The sequence below is a fragment of the Cytobacillus sp. OWB-43 genome, assembly GCF_034651445.1.
Lineage (GTDB): Bacteria > Bacillota > Bacilli > Bacillales > Cytobacillaceae > Cytobacillus > Cytobacillus kochii.
In genome coordinates this window covers 510,785-527,926 of the sequence record NZ_JAYEFF010000001.1, presented here as the reverse complement: position 1 = coordinate 527,926, position 17,142 = coordinate 510,785, and the positions used below count along the sequence as shown (strand labels likewise).

Here is a 17,142-nt window from a genome sequence, read left to right as displayed (position 1 = left end):
TTCTTTTTTGTCAACTATTAGTGACTCTCTACTTTTTAATTTTCAATAGGTAATACAATAAATTCTGATTTATCAAAATGAATGGTAATATGCGCATTCGGCTTTTTAAAAAGCTTGGCGTACTTACCTTTTTTTATCTTTGTTTGAGGGTATAGATCTCCAAGAATTTTGATAGCTAGCTTATCCTTTTGAAAAGTGTGGTGACTTTCTATCTCTTGTTTCTTTTTCGTTAGATTTAAGATTTCTTGCTCGATATGCTTCTTAGTCTTTTTATGTTTTAATGCCAACGGATGTCCCTGTTGATCCTCCTGCAATTTAGACTCAATAGAAACTAACTTTTGTTTTACGATATTTAAATCAGCAAGTTTGTTCGAGATTTCCCCTAACTTTTCTTGTAGTGAATAATCCTCATCTTTTAATTCAATTTCAGTATATGTAAAATGGTGATTGCCAATATCTTTGACAATCATTTCACCATATGTTGATAAATGCCCCCCGATGACAGATGCATTATTAGCATAAATATGTTCCTTGGCAAACACTACACTATGAAGGATTGAACGCTCTATATATATATTACTTTCAGATTCTACTACTGCTTGATTTAAAAAATGGGCTCTTATACTACCTTGAGCCTGAATTTTACCATATTGATTTCCGAGGACTCCACCTTCAATATAAATATAGCCTTGTGCCTCTAAATTTGCGTTTTCAACTGTTCCTTCTACCCTTATATTACCTGTTGCCACTATATGGCTTCCTGTTAAGACATTCCCTTTCACAACCACGTTACCATCAAATTTCATTATACCTTTTCCTGGATGATAATCACCATCTATCAGTTGTATCGGCAACACAGACAAGCTGTTTTTTGACAGTAAGACTTCACCATCAATTAAAGAATAATATTGCTCATGATGTAAGATCACATTTTCCCCTGGAGTGATGTGTAATTCTTTTCCATTCATGCTGTTAACCCTTTGTCCATGAACATCAATTCCGTCCGTTCCAGGTGTAGCTGGAAAAATAGTTGCGATCACCTCTCCATTTGCTACTGTGACCATATGCTCATGTATGTCATTAAGCTTCTCTCGCTTCTCACTATGCATATTTAACTTTTCCTTTACTAAATAAGCATCTCTTCCAGCGATTGGTTTCTCGCCTTTTGCAATTTCGATTGGGGAAGTGTAGGCTAGAGGGTCTTCAACTATTTTCGCGATTAGCGCATGGTCAAGTCCGTATGTAATATTCGCTTTACGAATACTTTTTTCTATTACTTGTTTAATATTATCATCTTGTATCTCACTTGCCTGTAGATGTAACAAAGCAGTTAACCTATCAGGTGATACAGAAATGATATGCCCTCCTACCATAGAAAAACCCTCCTTCAAAGAACATTAGACGATTTTTTCTAATGTTTTCTTTAACTTTTGAATTGCCTTTGAATGAATTTGTGAAATCCTAGATGTAGAAAGCTGTAAAACTTCACCAATTTCGGTTAATGTCAGTTCTTCTTTATAAAATAAACTAACCACTAATTGTTCCTTTTCGTTTAATTGCTTAATTTGTGATGTTAATTCTTCAATTAATTCATTTTTAACAAGCTGTTTTTCTGGTAAAATAGCTCTCTCATCTTGAAGAACAAATGAATAATCATCATAATCATAGTCACTCGGTTTTTCATCAATAGATAATAAGTTGGCCATGTATTGTTCATTTAGAGTAGCATATACTTCCTTAGTTGATAATTGTACCTCAAGAGCAATTTCTTCAACTGTGACATTACGCATATAGGCCTGCTCTAATCTTTCAATCGCCGCTTCCACTTTTTTTGTTCTTTCTCTCGTGCTTCTAGATAGCCAGTCTTCTTTTCTTAAACCATCTAAGATGGCACCCCTAACTCTGAAGGATGCATACGTATCAAATTTAAGGTCACGATTGGGGTCGTATTTTTCTAGTGCATCAAATAAACCCATCATGCCAAGACTTTTTAATTCATCCCTTGACACGTTTTTAGGGAGACCTGCTGCAATCCTTTGAACATGATAACTCACAAGTGGCATATATCTTTTAACGAGAAAATTACCCGCGTCTTGATTTCGTGAACATACCCACTCATCCCAAGCTTTCTCTTCTGAAACTTGTAGCATTGATTGAATCTGGTTAAATACATGATTTAAACCAGATACTCACCTCCTCTAACAAATATTTATATATATGTCACTCCTTGATTAACCGTCTTAACCATCATCTTGCCATTCTCTGGATTGAACTCTATCGTTCGTCCACAGTGACCACCTACATCCTTACCTGTCACTTCAACTTGCAAGTTTTTTAATATTCGTTCTGTAGTGGCTATATTTCTTTCGCCAATACGGATCACATCTTGACCGGATGAAAATTTAAACATATGTGCCCCACCTGCATACTTAGCCATGATGGAAATACGATGCGCACCACTTTTAATTAACTCATCATACAAATGCTTAATTCCTGAATCAGCAAACTTAGCGGGGTTAAATACCTTTGATTTTGCTAAGGATGAGTCAGGGAGCATTATATGAACCAATCCTGCTATTTTCTTTTTTTGATCATAAAGTACGACACCTACGCAAGAACCTAAACCTGACGTCCTAATTAACTGAGGTGCCTGAACAATATGACAGTCAGCTATCCCAACTTTCACGACTTCACTTGTATTCATTATATTTATCCGTCACATTTCTTTAAGATTTCAGATAACGAGTGATTATCGAGGAAGATCAATAAGTGACAAAGCTCTTCTTTCGATTCTTCAACAATCTCCATACTCGTTTGAATAACTAATAACTCATCATAGTCGTATGATTGTGTAATACAAGCATCACTGATTAATGCAGCTGACATATCAATACTTATAGCAGGAAGTGAACAAAAGAGTGGTTCTTCAAAAAAATCCCCAAGTGCTGAAGCGTAGGCGCCTGTTAACATATTCATTAATTCCGCTAATGCTGATTGTTCCATGTGATCGTATAGACTACTAAACATTTCATTTTGGCTTTGTAGCAAGTTTGCTATCCACCGTTCTACATTTTGATAAGACATTAATAATAATAGTTGGCTTGAAAGAGAGCCTGATACTTGCGACAGACCCCCAACCGTTACATTCTCGTCATTACCGTTCGCCTCGACTACCTCTTGATAGGTATAGATGTGAACCGAGGGAACACGCATATTTACTTTTTTATCCAGCAAAGAAGAAAGTGCTGTTGCTGCATTACCTGCACCAATATTTGCTACTTCTTTTAACATATCTATAAATTTTGGGAGATGGTGTCGATTATTAATAGAATAAGAATCAGCCATTAAACTTCTACATTCTCCTCTATATTTAATACTTTAGCTAAGTCAATCAAAATAAGAATTTGTTGATTCATTTTGGCGACAGCTTTTATATAATCAAACGACTCTGTTCCTACCACTTCAGGCGGGGGCTCTAATTGTGATGTTGCAACATCTATCACATCATTAGCTGCATCGACAATTAACCCCACTTCCTTTTCACCTTTTTTCGTAATAATAATTCTAGTATGTTCGGAATAGGGGTGTTCGGGTAAATTAAATCTCGTGCGTAAATCGACAATTGGCAATATAACACCACGCAGATTAATGACACCTTTAATATACTTCTCTGTTCCTGGCACTCTCGTAATATGTTCTATTTTTTCTATTGAGAGTACATCTGCAACAGGTACCCCATATTCTTTATCACCAAGCTGAAATACAATTAATTGAACAGTATGTTGGTTATTTTCCACAGTCCAATCACCATCTTCCTATTATTTTATCAACTCATTACAATCAATAATTAGCGCTACTTGTCCATCGCCTAATATTGTCGCACCCGATATGGCAAAAACATTCGTTAAATAATCACCTAATGATTTTAGTACAATCTCTTGTTGCCCGATAAAAGAACTCACGATTAATGCAGCCAGCTTTTCTCCTTTTCGAACGATAACAACTGAAAGCGTCTCTGGTGTTTCTTCACTTTCATCATTCACTTCAAAAATAGATTGTAAAGAAACGAGCGGAACGACTTTACCTCTAAAATCGATTACTTGCTGATTATGTGTTTTCATAATGTCAGCTTTTTTTATAATTGCTGTTTCAATAATGGAGGATAAAGGAATAGCATACTTTTCATTTTCTACTTCTACTAACATAGCGGAAATAATTGAAAGGGTTAAAGGTAATTGAATGGAGAAGGTTGAGCCGTTTCCTTCATTAGACTGAATCGTAACATATCCACCTAATGATTCAATTGTACTTTTAACAACATCTAAACCGACGCCTCTGCCCGAAACATCGGAAATTTCCTTAGCTGTAGAAAAGCCTGATGAAAAAATAAGCTGATAAATATCTTGATCTTCCATAGAAGCGATCTCTTCTTCTTTAATAATCCCTTTGGAAATGGCTTTTCGACACACATTGTCCTTATTTATTCCTGCCCCATCATCCGTTATTTCTATGAAAATATGATTTCCACTATGATAAGCCTTCAAGATAATTGTTCCTTGTTGTGACTTACCTTTCGCTAAACGCTCTTCGGGCTTTTCAATTCCATGGTCCATTGCATTTCTAATCAAATGAACGAGTGGATCACCAATCTCATCAATGACTGTTCGATCTAATTCCGTTTGGGCACCAATAATCTCTAGGTTGACAGACTTATGTAAATCTTTCGCTAGTTGTCTTACCATTTTAGGAAAACGATTGAAGACTGTATCAATTGGAACCATCCTCATATTGAGAATTATATTTTGCAAATCTCCGGAAATACGAGACATATGTTCAACGGTTTCTTGTAACCCTTGATGGTCTAAATCTTGAGAAATTTGTAGTAGACGTCCTCTATCTATCACCAATTCCTCAAATAAATTCATCAAGATATCTAGTCGTTCTATGTTTACCCTAATCGTTTTCGTTGCATGTTTGCTCTGCTGTTTGAATGATGAAGTCTGTTGCTGTGCTACTTCAACCTCTTTTTCTGTAGGCAATACCACTTGTTCTACAGCTACCGCCGCTTCTTCACTTGCCTGAGACAAATCTATCGCTATGATTTCGACAGCGTCGATTTCAGATATTTTCAACAGCTCCATTTCAATCTCTTTTTTTGTGTTAGAGGAGAGAATAGTTACTGTAAACTCAAAGTCAAATTGTTCCTCTTCAAGAGCAGTTGCCTGAGGGTGCGATTTAATGATTTCTCCATTTTTCTCTAGTGTTTCAAAAACCATAAATACTCGAACTGCTTTTAATAAACAATCTTTATGTAATTGCACCGTCACTTCATAGGGGTGATAATCGGTACCTTTTGATTGACTTAATACAGTCCATTCATAATCATCATAGGTCAGCTTCCCAAATTGCATAGTTTCCGGTGCATTTACATTCTCAAGCTGTTCTTTGCCATCCAAGCTCTGCAATTGTTTCACTACAGTCTCTACATTCAATTGTCCATTGCCTCCACTGGCAATAGATTCTACCATTTCTTCTAAGTAATCAGCTGCTAAAAATAATACATCAAGTACTTGTGAAGATACAGCTAGTTTCTCATTACGAATAAGATCTAACACGTTCTCCATTTGGTGAGTTAATTGGGCTAAATCATTAAACTCCATCGTAGCTGACATGCCTTTTAAAGTATGAGCAGAGCGAAAAATTTCATTAACAATGAATAAATCCTCTGGACTTTGCTCTAATTTAAGCAGCAAATCATTACAATTTTGTAGATGTTCTTTACTTTCTTCAATAAAAAGATCTAAATATTGGTTCATTTCCATCTAAGGACACCTCCATTAAACATACTTCAAGATTGTAGATGAGACATTTTGTAACTCTACTACTTCATCAGCTAATCCATTATCAACTATCGCTTTTGGCATCCCGTAAACGATGGCTGTTTCTTTCGATTCGGCAATAATGGTTGTTTTCGTTTTCTCTTTTAACTTTTGTGCTCCCTTTTTTCCATCTACGCCCATTCCGGTCAATACGACAGCTACTTGTCTATAGCCCTGCAATTCACTAAATGAAGCAAACAGCATATCAGCAGATGGACAATGCCCCACTTTTTTCTCCGGTGGTAATAAATGAGCGAAAAGAAAACTGCCTTTTTGATTTATAGTAAAATGTAAGCCGCCTTTAGCAATATAAGCAACACCTTTCTCCAACTTTTCTCCATCTTCTACTTCTTTCACCGTAATATGAGTCATTTGATTCAATCGGTTTGCTAAAGAATGGGTGAAATACGGTGGCATATGTTGGACAATCAGCATTGTTGCATTTATATCCTGCGGAAAACTTTGTAAAATAGATTGAATGGCTCGTGGCCCTCCTGTTGATGCAGCAATTGTAACGAGTAAAGGTTTTTTCTCTTTTAATACTAAATGCTCACCCTTTAGTTCTATATTACTATAATCGGCAGATGTTTTTATGTTTTTGTGAGGTTGTTTTATAGGACTAATTAACGATTTCATGTTTGTTTGTCGTGCTATTTTCACTTTTTCTATTAAATCATGTTTGATTTTATATAAATCTAAGGAAATCGGACCCGATGGCTTTTCTATAAAATCAAATGCGCCATATTTAAATGCTAGTATCGTATGATCTGTACTTACTTTCGCGGCACTAGATAACATGATAACTGGTAGAGGTTTATTTGCCATTATTTTTTGCAGCGCCTCAAGTCCATTCATAATTGGCATTTCAATATCTAGTGTAACGACATCAGGCTGTTTTTGAATCACTTCACGTACGCCCTCTTCACCATTTCTCGCTACACCTATTACTTCTATTAGTGGATCTCCAGATAAAAAATCGGTAATTAGCTTTCTCATAAATGCTGAGTCATCAATTACAACTACCTTTATCTTATTCACACCCATCACCTCCTACTTAAAAGCAAATGTTTTAAACGCTGGATAAAAGAAGTACCGCTTCCTTGTTCCATTCTTTCTATTTCATTTAATAATTGAGAAGTAATGAGTGCTAATTGTTTAGCAGCTTGTCCCTGTCGATCCAATTGGACAAAAGGGACTTGGTGTTGAACGGCTTTTTTCACTTTTTTATCTTCAAACACACATCCTAAATATACAATTTCCAATTGTAAGAACTTCTTTACTACTGCCGAAATACGCTCGTATGCTTCACCAGCTTGCTGTATGTCATCGACGCGATTCATAATCATTGAAAATTGAATATCCGACTGATTTCGGGCAATTTGTTTTATCGCACCATAAGCATCCATTATAGCTGGAGGCTCTGGTGTTGTAACAACAATCACTTCTTTAAAAGATGAAATAAATGAAACAGCTTCCAAACTCATCCCTGCTCCCATATCTAAAATGATGAAATCATATGTCCTTAAAACGACACTTAAATCATCAAGGAAGTTATCCACCTTTTGTTTATCCAGTTGCAATATATTTGAGAGTCCTGAACCACCGGCAATCATATCAATACCTAATGGCCCCTTTTCTATTAACTCATTGAATGAGCGCTTTTCATGAAAATAATCAGCTAAAGTAAATGGAAAAGAACGACCGATTAGAATATCTTGATTCCCCATACCTATATCCATGTCAATTAACAAGACTTTCTTCTGTTGCTCTTTCAATAAAATGGAAAGATTCAAGGATATATTTGACTTCCCCACGCCCCCTTTACCACTAATCACAGAGATGACACGACCTTCTTGATCGATAAAGGGTTGATTATTGCTTAAATGATCACGTAGTTTAGCTGCTTGATCATACATAAGCCGAATCCTTTTTGAGAACGATATTCAAAAATTTTTCCTTTGTCATCTCTTTCAAGTCTTCGGGTACTTCTTGTCCATTTGTCATATAAGCAATCCCTTTTTGAAAACGAAGCACCATTTCTCCTACTGCATTAAGGTTGCTCGTTTCATCTATTTTAGTAAATAGGAAACGGTCAATGTCCATTCTGGTAAATTGCTCATATATCTCTTTCATATCTTCTACTTTTGCAGTAAGTGACAGCACCAGGAACGTCTCAGTCGGAAAATCAGTGGCTTTTGTTACAGAGGAAAGCTCCTTTATATTTTCCTCGAGACGATAATTCCTTCCTGCTGTATCTATAAATATCACATCGTAATGAGCAAACTTTTCTACTGCCTGCTGATAATCTTCGGCAGAATAGCAAACCTCTAGAGGTGCATGGAAAATATCAGCATATGTCCTTAATTGCTCAATAGCAGCAATACGATACGTATCAGTTGTAATAAATGCTACCTGTTTCTTATGTTTTAATACCGCTTCAGCAGCCAGTTTAGCAATGGTAGTTGTTTTCCCAACCCCTGTTGGACCTACCAGTTTAATTAATTTATTGTTAAAAGTAATACCGCCAAATGAAATACCTTCTAGTTTACTAGTCAGATATTCTTCTATCCATTCTGTCACCTTGCTATCACGTAATTGCTCTGATTCTTTATACCATCTCGATAATAGATGGTCTGTCATCTCATTGATAAGAAATGCTGGCAATTCCATATTGTGTAATCGTTCAATCATTGTTTTAACATCTGTTGGCACGGTTTCAGTTTGCCTATGTAAATTGTTTCGCTTTTCTTTCATTAGCCCTTTCACTTCATTCAACTGCGTAATAATTTGTTGCATATTCTCTAACTCACTTGAAGAAGTCTGCGTTTGAAAGGCTGGTGGTTGATCAGATTTCTGCTGCTTTGCCTCAGGGTCGACACCTGCCATAATCTCTAGTTGCTCCTTTTTAAAGAGACCGAGAAATCCCGTTGCTTTTTTAGTTTTTTTCGTTTGTAAAATCATGGCATCTGGTCCTAAATCTTTACGTATTTTCTCTAATCCTTCTGCCATTGTATTAACAGTAAATTTTTTCACTTTCATTATAGATTCACCACTCCAACGCTTTGTACTTCTGCATTAGCTTCTATCTCATTGTAAGAGAGAATAGGCACTTGAGGAAAATACCTTTCCGTCAATTGTCTTACATATAAACGAACAGCAGGTGAACATAAGACCACTGGTGTATGATTCAACATAGAGCTTTGTTCGATTTGGTTTGCCAGAGACTCTAAAATCGTTTGTGTTTGTGTCGGATCTACCGATAAAAAACGCCCCTGTTCTGTTTGTTGAATCCCATCAGCAATAATCTTTTCTACTTTTCCAGATAAAGTAATCACTTTTAACGATTCACCTTCATCATGAAATTGATCGGTGATTTGTCTAGCAAGTGCTTGACGAACATACTCCGTTAATAAATCTGTATCAGTTGTCGATCTAACAGTATCTGCTAAACTTTCAAATATCACTGGTAGATTCTTAATAGAGATGTTTTCTCTAAGTAATTTCGCCAGCACTTTTTGAATATCTCCCGTTGTTAAAGGCGTCGGTGTGACTTCTTCCACCAAAATAGGATAACTTGATTGTAAATGATCGATTAATTGCTTCGTTTCTTGACGACCTATTAACTCATGAGCATTATTTTTGATCACTTCAGTTAAATGAGTGGACACAACTGAGGGGGGATCAACAACGGTATAACCGTAAATTTCAGCTTGCTCTTTCGTGTCTTCATTAATCCATTTAGCTGGTAAACCAAATGAGGGTTCGATTGTATCAATTCCTTCAATAGAATCTTCCTCGACACCTGGACTCATGGCTAGATAATGATCTAACAAAAGCTCCCCTTTGGCCATAACATTCCCTTTTATTTTGAGTCGATACTCATTAGGTTGTAATTGAATATTATCTCTAATGCGAACGACAGGGATGATAATTCCTAACTCTATGGCTAATTGCCTTCTAATCATAACGATTCGATCAAGTAAATCGCCACCTTGATTCCCATCTGCTAATGGGATAAGCCCGTAGCCAAATTCAAATTCTATCGGATCCACATTTAATAGATTAATCACACTCTCAGGGCTTTTCATTTCATCTGTTTGCACTTCTTCTTCAATTTCTTGTAATTGCTCTTTGTCAGGTGCTGGTGTTTTAGAAATAAAATACCCGCCTGCTATTAACAAACCTGCGATAGGAAGTGTTAATAACAAGCCAATCGGTGTAAACACACCTAAGAAAAGAATAGTCGCGCCGGCAATATAGAGCATTTTAGGATATGAAAATAATTGCCCAGTTATATCCGATCCAATATTCCCCTCTGAAGCTGATCTAGTGACAACTAAACCAGTAGCAGTAGACATTAGAAGAGCTGGTATTTGGCTCACTAACCCATCACCAATTGTTAACATAGAAAAATGAGTGGCAGCTTCTCCTATTGGTAAACCTAATTGCGTGACACCAATGATTATTCCAACGATTAGATTAATTAATGTAATAATAATAGACGCAATGGCATCGCCTTTTACAAATTTACTCGCACCATCCATCGCTCCATAGAAATCTGCTTCCCGCCCGATTTTTTCACGACGATTTCTAGCATCTTGTTCAGAGATCATCCCAGCATTTAAATCTGCATCAATACTCATTTGCTTTCCAGGCATTGCATCCAAAGTAAATCTTGCTGCAACCTCAGATACACGCTCAGTCCCTTTTGTAATAACAATAAACTGAACGATTACGAGAATGATGAACACAACTAAACCGACGATTACGTTACCTCCAGTAACAAAGGAACCAAACGTTTCAACAACTTTTCCCGCATCACCTTCGGAAAGGATGGCACGCATCGTAGAGACATTCAACCCGATGCGAAATAAAGTCATTAAAAGAACAAGCGATGGAAATATAGAAAATTCCAGTGCTTCCTTCATACTCATGGCCATGAGTAAAACCATAAGTGCGAGCGCCATATTAATGATAATTAAAATACTTAATAGCCAATGGGGAAAAGGAATGATGAGCATAGCAACAATTAGAATAACGCTCAACAACACCGATAAATCTTTTACAGCCATCTGATTCTCTCCTAACGATATATAAAACAATCTATCTCTCCATCTTTTGATAGATGGTTATTTTTAATAGTTATCATTTCTCCAATTGGTTTTTCACTTTATATACATAAGCTAAAACTTCAGCAACCGCTTTAAAAAACTCTTCAGGTATACTCTCGCCAATATCAACTTGATCATAAAGACCTCTAGCAAGCGGTCTATTCTCTACCATGATTACTTTATGTTCATTAGCGATTAATTTTATTTTCTGTGCGACATGGTCTACCCCTTTAGCTGTAAGAATTGGTGCGTCTGCTTTCGACTCATCATATTTCAAACAGATAGCATAGTGAGTGGGGTTGGTAATGATGACATCTGCTTTTGGCACTTCTTGCATCATTCTTCTTGTCGCCATCTCCCTCTGCCTTTGCTTAATTTTAGATTTAATTAAAGGGTCTCCCTCCGAACTTTTATGTTCATCTTTTATATCTTGCTTTGACATTCGTAAATTCTTTTCATAATCATATTTTTGGTATAAATAATCTAATATTGCTAGAACCAATAACGCTAAGGAAGCAAATATCCCCATTTGGATGGTTAAATCAATGACTGTTTTCATTGCAGCCCCAATTGTTTTTTGTGAGAGAATGAGAATCTCGTCAATTCTTAACCACAAAATCGAAAAAACAACGACGCCAATGATACTAATTTTAAGAATCGATTTTAACATTTCAACGATAGCACGGAGAGAAAAAATTCTCTTAAAGCCTTTAATCGGGTCTAACTTCTCAAGCTTCGGTTCAACTGGTTTTGTCGTAAATAACACGCCAACTTGTATATAATTAGCAATGATTCCTGCGATAAGGGCCACTACCATAATTGGACCTACAATCATAATTAGTTCTTTTAAGATGTCCAATAAAATCTTAAAAACAGATGCTTCCGTTACATCAAGTAATAAATATTCATTAAAAGAATGCTCAAGCATTGTGATGATGGAAGTTTGCAGAAAATCTGCGGCAAAGAAAAAGAACGTAAAAACAGCTAGTAACATAATAGCAGTATTTACATCTTGGCTTTTTGCAACTTGCCCCTTCTTACGATTATCTTGTTTCTTTTTCGGTGTTGCTTTCTCTGTCTTTTCTCCAGCAAAAAGCTGTAAATCGAGTGTGAGAAACATTTTTTTATGCCCCTCCCATCAAGTTCATCAAGCCTCGTAAGAAATACAACATTTCTTCAAACAGTTTTGAAACAACTAACATCATCACACCCATCATAATAAATAAGATGATGAAGCTTACACCAATTTTCAACGGTAACCCGACTACAAAAACATTTAGCTGAGGGAACGTTCGAGCGAGAATCCCTAATGCCACATCAACAAGAAATAAACAGCTGACAACGGGAATAGCCATTTGAAAGGCAATAACAAACATTCTACTAAAAGCTTTCACCATATATTCAGCCATATTAGCATTTCCAAACGCAATCCACGGTTGATCAAGTGGGACATATTGATAACTATAGAAGATTCCGTCTAATAATAAATGATGACCATTGACCGATAATAGAAATAGGAGTGAGATAATGTATAAAAATTGACCCGTTAGCGGACTTTGTGCACCAGTTTGTGGATCAATGACATTCGCTAGAGCAAAACCCATTTGAAAGTCGATAAAACCACCTGCAGTTTGAATCGCCGATAATAATAAATAAGCAAGAAAGCCGATAAACAAACCAACCAATGCTTCTTTAAGAATGAGAAAAATATACATATTGTCTATTTCAAGTAATGGTAAATCGAGTGTAAATACCATAATCCATGCAATAAAAAAGCAAAGCCCTATTTTCATTGTATTAGGAACATTCCTATATGAAAAAATCGGCATCATCACAAAAAATGAGGTAATTCTTACAAATACTAATAGGAAACTTGGAAAATAGTTGAATAATTCTTGCATAATAACTTTAACCTATATACCTTGTTAAATTAGAAAGAATATCACTCGTATAGCTAACCATATAATTTAACATCCATGGTCCAAAGACGACTATACCAACTAACACAGCGACAATCTTTGGCACAAATGCTAGCGTCTGTTCTTGAATTTGTGTTGTTGCTTGAAAGATACTCACAATTAAGCCGACCACTAAAGCTAGTAATAATAATGGTCCGCATACAATTAGTACTGCCATTATCCCCTGCTCGGCGATTGAAATTACGGTTTCCGAAGTCATTTCTCTAACATTCCCTTACTTAAAAACTTTGTAGTAGTGATTTCACTACTAAATACCAACCGTCAACTAACACGAACAATAAAATCTTAAAAGGTAATGAGATCATTACAGGTGGAAGCATCATCATTCCCATCGACATTAATACACTGGCTACGACCATATCAATGACTAGAAAAGGAATAAAAATCATAAAACCAATCTGGAAGGCTGTTTTAATTTCACTAATAGCAAATGCTGGCACTAGTGCTGTTAATGGAATCTCCTCGATAGAAGTAGGCTTTTCAGCTCCTGAATAATCTAGAAATAGCTGTAGATCCTTTTCTCTCGTATGAGCACTCATAAACTCTTTAAAGGGAAGGGAAGCTCTATCATATGCTTCCTCTAGATCAATTTCTTCATTGAATAGGGGTGATAATGCTTGTTCGTTAACCTCATGAAAAGTAGGCGCCATCACAAAAAAAGTTAAAAATAAGGCAAGTCCAATTATCACTTGATTGGGAGGCATAGATTGAGTAGCTAATGCCGTCCTTACGAAAGAGAGAACAATCACGATACGCGTAAAGCATGTCATTAATATTAAAATACTTGGCGCTAAAGAAAGTACTGTTAACATTAGTAACAGTTTAATAGATGTTGAAATATTATCGGGTGAACTGTTATTAAATATCTCCATTACTTCATTCATGTTCGTGTTTACCCTTCTTCAAATTTTCAAGTTGGTCGGAACGTTTTTTTTTCATATCTGCCAGTTGTTTACTAAGAATATCTTGAAAAGATTGGTTCTTAACTTGTTCACTTTCCGACTTCTTCATTATCTTGAAAGGTTGAGTAAGAAACTGTTTTGCTTGCAATGACTGGTCGCCTTGTTCTTCATAATTTTTTAATAAAGTATCCCGCTCTTCTTTATCAGCGACCTCACTGATGAGTTGTACATTTTCACCAACGCCTAGTATATACACTTTTTCACCTATTTTGACGACTTGCACCGAGCGATTTTGACCTAAGGCAGTCCCACCAAGGTGATTAACGACATTGGTTGATTTATAAGAGCGGCTCTTTTTATTAACAAACTTTAACAAGCCATATAACAAGCCAACCACAAACACTGTAGCAAAAATCATCTGAATAAAATCCCAAGCATTTAACCCGACTTCCGTAGTGTCTGCTGTTATTTCTTCTGAGTGTATATTTGGTTCAACCTCATTTTTCTCTGTGGATTTTTCCTCATCCTTCACCATTTCCTCAACACTTCTAGATTCAGCTGACGCAGTCACATGAAGTAACTGCGTCAAAAATAAGCAGGAAATGGCTAGTATACATATTCTTCCTATTACTTGTTTATACATGTTCATTACATCTCACTTCTTACGGCTTATTGATTCAATGTTTTTGAAATCGCCTCGATAACCCTATCTGCTTGAAATGGTTTAACAATAAAATCTTTAGCACCTGCTTGAATGGCATCGATCACCATCGCCTGCTGTCCCATAGCAGAACACATAATAATCTTAGCTTGACTATTAATTTTTTTGATTTCCTTTAATGCTGTGATTCCGTCCATTTCTGGCATGGTAATATCCATTGTAACTAAATCAGGCATTGTTTCTTTGTACTTTTCAACTGCTTGTAAACCATCTGCTGCCTCTCCTACAACCTCAAAACCATTTTTCACCAATATATCTTTAATCATCATTCTCATAAAAGCTGCATCATCGACAATTAATATTTTTTGAGACATTTTCTATTCCTCCTTGGTTACCTTAACTTTTTAAGACGATCTTGTTGACTGATTATTGAAGTGACCCTTACACCGAAGTTTTCATCTATTACAACCACTTCACCTTTTGCTATTAATCTACTATTTATTAAAATATCTACTGGTTCGCCTGCCAATTTATCTAATTCAATAATTGACCCTTGCGTCATATCTAAAATTTCTCTTACAGATCTTTTGGTACGTCCTAATTCGACTGTTAGCTGCAATGGTATATCTAAGAGCATATCCAAATTATTCGTTTGCTTTTCAGCTGGTTGTTGCGAACCAAACTCTAAAAAGTTGGCCGGCTGAATCTGCGCCTGTACCGCTTGTTTTTGCATTGGCTCAGTTGGTGGTTGATAATAATTAGGCTGACTATATGTATCAACATTTTCAGTAGAGCTATGAGGCATATCACTCATTGATAAAGATGAGCTTGTCTCTTCCATCTGTGCAATCTCTTGCGGTTGTACATCACTTACTTTTTGTTGTTCCATTTCCTTGTCACTTTGTTCTTCAGCTGTTGTTTGTAATAACTCTTTCACTAAGCTTTTGGCAAAGTGATAAGGTAATACTTGCATAATATGAGAATCAATTAATTGACCAATGATGATGCGAAAAGAGATTTTCACTAGAGGATCTTCCCTAGGGATCGTTTCTGTCCCTTCACCTGTCGATAAATTCAGTATATCAATTGTCGGAGGAGATATATCCACCCTTTTCGCAAAAATAGTGGACATTGAAGTAGCAGCTGAGCCCATCATTTGATTCATTGCTTCTTGCACCGCACTTAAATGAATATCTCCCATGTCTGGTGATGGTTGACTTCCATCGCCACCAAGCATCAAATCGGCAATGATCGATGCATCATGTTGATTAATAACAAGAATATTCGTTCCCTTGAACCCTTCTGTATAATTCACCTTAATGGCAACATAAGGATGGGGGAATTCTTCAATTAATTTATCATATTCGATAACAGAAACAGAAGGAGTCGTTATTTCTACCTTCTGATTTAATAATGTAGACAAAGCTGTCGTCGAACTACCAAATGAAATATTACCTATTTCTCCAAGAGCATCTTGTTCAATAAGCGTTAGTTCTTGCCCTTTGTCTTGCTCTTCTGGAGCAGAACGAAAAAATGTTTCGTTCTCGTCTCCCGTTCCTTTTAACAATGCATCAATTTCATCTTGTGAAAGCATATCATTACTCATTTTCTTCTTCTCCTTTCACAAAATCCAAAATTTGTACAGCCATTTTTTTATGGACTTTCCCAGGTTGTCCTGTGAATTTTTGAATTTCGCCAACTTTAATCTGCATCGGTTCGTGAATGCCTTGATCCAATTCAATCACATCACCAATTGTTAAATCTAAGAAATCTTCAATACTAATATCCGTCGATCCTAATTCACATACAACGGGAATACTGGCCATCTCAATATTTTTTGTTAATCGTTCTATCTCTTCAGGCTCTCTGTTCTTTACATCTGATTCAATCCAATATCTTACTGATAACTTTGGCATAATGGCTTCTAATGCCACATGCGGGATACAAATGTTGATCATTCCACTTGCCTCGCCTATTGTGGCAGTGAGAGATATTACGACAACTGTTTCATTAGGTGAAACCATCTGCAAGAATTGGGGATTGACTTCAAAATCTGCATAACTTGGCTCGATGTCTATTACATTGCTCCAAGCCTCTTTCAAGAGAAGAAAAGCTTTCGAAAACGTATTAGACATAATCTTTGTTTCTATCTCTGTTAGGTTTTCTACTTTATTTAAGCTAGATCCTTTGCCACCCATCATGCGATCCATTAATGCGTATGCGATATTGGGATTTACTTCGATCAATATTTTTCCATCAAGTGGTGGAACATCGAAAACATTAAGGATTGTCATTTTAGGAACTGAACTAATAAACTCTTCATACGGAATTTGATCAGTAGATGTCACCGAAATTTGCGCATAAGTTCTTAATTGTGCTGAAAAGTACGTTGTTAATAACCGAGCAAAATTTTCATGAATCCTTGTTATGCTTCTAATTTGATCTTTAGAGAACCTAAGAGCACGTTTAAAATCATATATTTTAATTTTGCGCTCACTCTGTTCCTTTTTCAGTTGATCAGCGTCCATCTCTCCAGTTGAAAGGGCTGATAGAAGCGCATCTATTTCACTTTGCGATAAAACTTCTCCTGGCAAAAAAGTCACCTCCATA

At 36.2% G+C, this 17,142-nt stretch carries 18 protein-coding genes; all 18 read right to left on the bottom strand.

Annotated elements, in window-relative coordinates:
* Positions 1–35: 35 nt before the first annotated feature.
* The 18 genes from U9M49_RS02725 to fliM all read right to left on the bottom strand — a co-directional run bounded on the left by U9M49_RS02725 (position 36) and on the right by fliM (position 17,126).
* Positions 36–1,373, bottom strand: coding sequence for a FapA family protein (locus U9M49_RS02725; protein ID WP_322909237.1), 1,338 nt, complete (start codon positions 1,371–1,373; stop codon positions 36–38).
* Positions 1,374–1,397: 24 nt separating this feature from the next.
* On the bottom strand, positions 1,398–2,150 hold the full coding sequence (locus tag U9M49_RS02720) for a FliA/WhiG family RNA polymerase sigma factor (protein WP_289433539.1): 753 nt from the start codon (positions 2,148–2,150) through the stop codon (positions 1,398–1,400).
* Positions 2,151–2,209: 59 nt separating this feature from the next.
* Entirely contained in the window at positions 2,210–2,704 is a 495-nt protein-coding gene (locus U9M49_RS02715; protein WP_180316976.1) for a chemotaxis protein CheD, read from the bottom strand.
* 5 nt (positions 2,705–2,709) lie between these two features.
* On the bottom strand, positions 2,710–3,345 hold the full coding sequence (locus U9M49_RS02710; protein ID WP_095369509.1) for a chemotaxis protein CheC: 636 nt from the start codon (positions 3,343–3,345) through the stop codon (positions 2,710–2,712).
* Positions 3,345–3,797: a chemotaxis protein CheW gene (locus U9M49_RS02705; RefSeq protein ID WP_095369510.1), complete on the bottom strand. Its 453-nt coding sequence runs from the start codon at positions 3,795–3,797 to the stop codon at positions 3,345–3,347. The genes U9M49_RS02710 and U9M49_RS02705 overlap by 1 nt, the downstream gene beginning before the upstream one ends.
* A 21-nt stretch (positions 3,798–3,818) precedes the next feature.
* Complete coding sequence (locus U9M49_RS02700; protein ID WP_322909236.1) at positions 3,819–5,822, bottom strand: chemotaxis protein CheA; 2,004 nt, start codon at positions 5,820–5,822, stop codon at positions 3,819–3,821.
* A gap of 15 nt (positions 5,823–5,837) precedes the next feature.
* Positions 5,838–6,923: a protein-glutamate methylesterase/protein-glutamine glutaminase gene (locus U9M49_RS02695; protein WP_307314400.1), complete on the bottom strand. Its 1,086-nt coding sequence runs from the start codon at positions 6,921–6,923 to the stop codon at positions 5,838–5,840.
* Positions 6,923–7,795, bottom strand: coding sequence for a MinD/ParA family protein (locus tag U9M49_RS02690; protein WP_322909235.1), 873 nt, complete (start codon positions 7,793–7,795; stop codon positions 6,923–6,925). Before U9M49_RS02690 ends, U9M49_RS02695 begins: the two co-directional genes overlap by 1 nt.
* A complete protein-coding gene (gene flhF / locus U9M49_RS02685) occupies positions 7,788–8,918 on the bottom strand; it encodes a flagellar biosynthesis protein FlhF (protein ID WP_307314403.1) in 1,131 nt (376 codons plus the stop codon). Before flhF ends, U9M49_RS02690 begins: the two co-directional genes overlap by 8 nt.
* Positions 8,918–10,951 (bottom strand): flagellar biosynthesis protein FlhA, encoded by a 2,034-nt coding sequence (gene flhA, locus U9M49_RS02680; protein ID WP_095369514.1) that lies wholly within the window; start codon positions 10,949–10,951, stop codon positions 8,918–8,920. Before flhA ends, flhF begins: the two co-directional genes overlap by 1 nt.
* 73 nt (positions 10,952–11,024) lie before the next feature.
* Entirely contained in the window at positions 11,025–12,110 is a 1,086-nt protein-coding gene (gene flhB, locus U9M49_RS02675; protein WP_095369515.1) for a flagellar biosynthesis protein FlhB, read from the bottom strand.
* Between the two features lie 4 nt (positions 12,111–12,114).
* Positions 12,115–12,891 carry a flagellar biosynthetic protein FliR gene (gene fliR, locus U9M49_RS02670; protein WP_322909234.1) on the bottom strand — a complete coding sequence of 259 codons (777 nt, stop codon included), beginning with the start codon at positions 12,889–12,891 and terminating at the stop codon, positions 12,115–12,117.
* Between the two features lie 7 nt (positions 12,892–12,898).
* The gene (fliQ, locus tag U9M49_RS02665) at positions 12,899–13,168 is read right to left on the bottom strand and encodes a flagellar biosynthesis protein FliQ (protein ID WP_095369517.1); all 270 of its coding nucleotides are present in this window, start codon (positions 13,166–13,168) and stop codon (positions 12,899–12,901) included.
* Between the two features lie 19 nt (positions 13,169–13,187).
* Entirely contained in the window at positions 13,188–13,853 is a 666-nt protein-coding gene (fliP, locus tag U9M49_RS02660; protein ID WP_095369518.1) for a flagellar type III secretion system pore protein FliP, read from the bottom strand.
* Positions 13,846–14,520 (bottom strand): flagellar biosynthetic protein FliO, encoded by a 675-nt coding sequence (locus tag U9M49_RS02655; protein ID WP_322909233.1) that lies wholly within the window; start codon positions 14,518–14,520, stop codon positions 13,846–13,848. The genes fliP and U9M49_RS02655 overlap by 8 nt, the downstream gene beginning before the upstream one ends.
* 20 nt (positions 14,521–14,540) lie before the next feature.
* Positions 14,541–14,906 (bottom strand): response regulator, encoded by a 366-nt coding sequence (locus U9M49_RS02650; RefSeq protein ID WP_095369520.1) that lies wholly within the window; start codon positions 14,904–14,906, stop codon positions 14,541–14,543.
* 17 nt (positions 14,907–14,923) lie between these two features.
* The gene (gene fliY, locus U9M49_RS02645) at positions 14,924–16,138 is read right to left on the bottom strand and encodes a flagellar motor switch phosphatase FliY (protein WP_322909232.1); all 1,215 of its coding nucleotides are present in this window, start codon (positions 16,136–16,138) and stop codon (positions 14,924–14,926) included.
* Positions 16,131–17,126, bottom strand: a complete 996-nt coding sequence (gene fliM, locus U9M49_RS02640) for a flagellar motor switch protein FliM (protein WP_322909231.1) — start codon at positions 17,124–17,126, stop codon at positions 16,131–16,133. Before fliM ends, fliY begins: the two co-directional genes overlap by 8 nt.
* Positions 17,127–17,142: the final 16 nt, after the last annotated feature.

What these genes read in the sequence shown, in the direction of transcription:
- U9M49_RS02725 (WP_322909237.1), bottom strand. Translation starts at nt 1,373, where the DNA reads ATGGTAGGAGGGCATATCATTTCTGTATCACCTGATAGGTTAACTGCT.
- U9M49_RS02720 (WP_289433539.1), bottom strand. Translation starts at nt 2,150, where the DNA reads ATGCTACAAGTTTCAGAAGAGAAAGCTTGGGATGAGTGGGTATGTTCA.
- U9M49_RS02715 (WP_180316976.1), bottom strand. Translation starts at nt 2,704, where the DNA reads ATGAATACAAGTGAAGTCGTGAAAGTTGGGATAGCTGACTGTCATATT.
- U9M49_RS02710 (WP_095369509.1), bottom strand. Translation starts at nt 3,345, where the DNA reads ATGGCTGATTCTTATTCTATTAATAATCGACACCATCTCCCAAAATTT.
- U9M49_RS02700 (WP_322909236.1), bottom strand. Translation starts at nt 5,822, where the DNA reads ATGGAAATGAACCAATATTTAGATCTTTTTATTGAAGAAAGTAAAGAA.
- U9M49_RS02695 (WP_307314400.1), bottom strand. Translation starts at nt 6,923, where the DNA reads ATGGGTGTGAATAAGATAAAGGTAGTTGTAATTGATGACTCAGCATTT.
- U9M49_RS02690 (WP_322909235.1), bottom strand. Translation starts at nt 7,795, where the DNA reads ATGTATGATCAAGCAGCTAAACTACGTGATCATTTAAGCAATAATCAA.
- flhF (WP_307314403.1), bottom strand. Translation starts at nt 8,918, where the DNA reads ATGAAAGTGAAAAAATTTACTGTTAATACAATGGCAGAAGGATTAGAG.
- flhA (WP_095369514.1), bottom strand. Translation starts at nt 10,951, where the DNA reads ATGGCTGTAAAAGATTTATCGGTGTTGTTGAGCGTTATTCTAATTGTT.
- flhB (WP_095369515.1), bottom strand. Translation starts at nt 12,110, where the DNA reads ATGTTTCTCACACTCGATTTACAGCTTTTTGCTGGAGAAAAGACAGAG.
- fliR (WP_322909234.1), bottom strand. Translation starts at nt 12,891, where the DNA reads ATGCAAGAATTATTCAACTATTTTCCAAGTTTCCTATTAGTATTTGTA.
- fliQ (WP_095369517.1), bottom strand. Translation starts at nt 13,168, where the DNA reads ATGACTTCGGAAACCGTAATTTCAATCGCCGAGCAGGGGATAATGGCA.
- fliP (WP_095369518.1), bottom strand. Translation starts at nt 13,853, where the DNA reads ATGAATGAAGTAATGGAGATATTTAATAACAGTTCACCCGATAATATT.
- U9M49_RS02655 (WP_322909233.1), bottom strand. Translation starts at nt 14,520, where the DNA reads ATGAACATGTATAAACAAGTAATAGGAAGAATATGTATACTAGCCATT.
- U9M49_RS02650 (WP_095369520.1), bottom strand. Translation starts at nt 14,906, where the DNA reads ATGTCTCAAAAAATATTAATTGTCGATGATGCAGCTTTTATGAGAATG.
- fliY (WP_322909232.1), bottom strand. Translation starts at nt 16,138, where the DNA reads ATGAGTAATGATATGCTTTCACAAGATGAAATTGATGCATTGTTAAAA.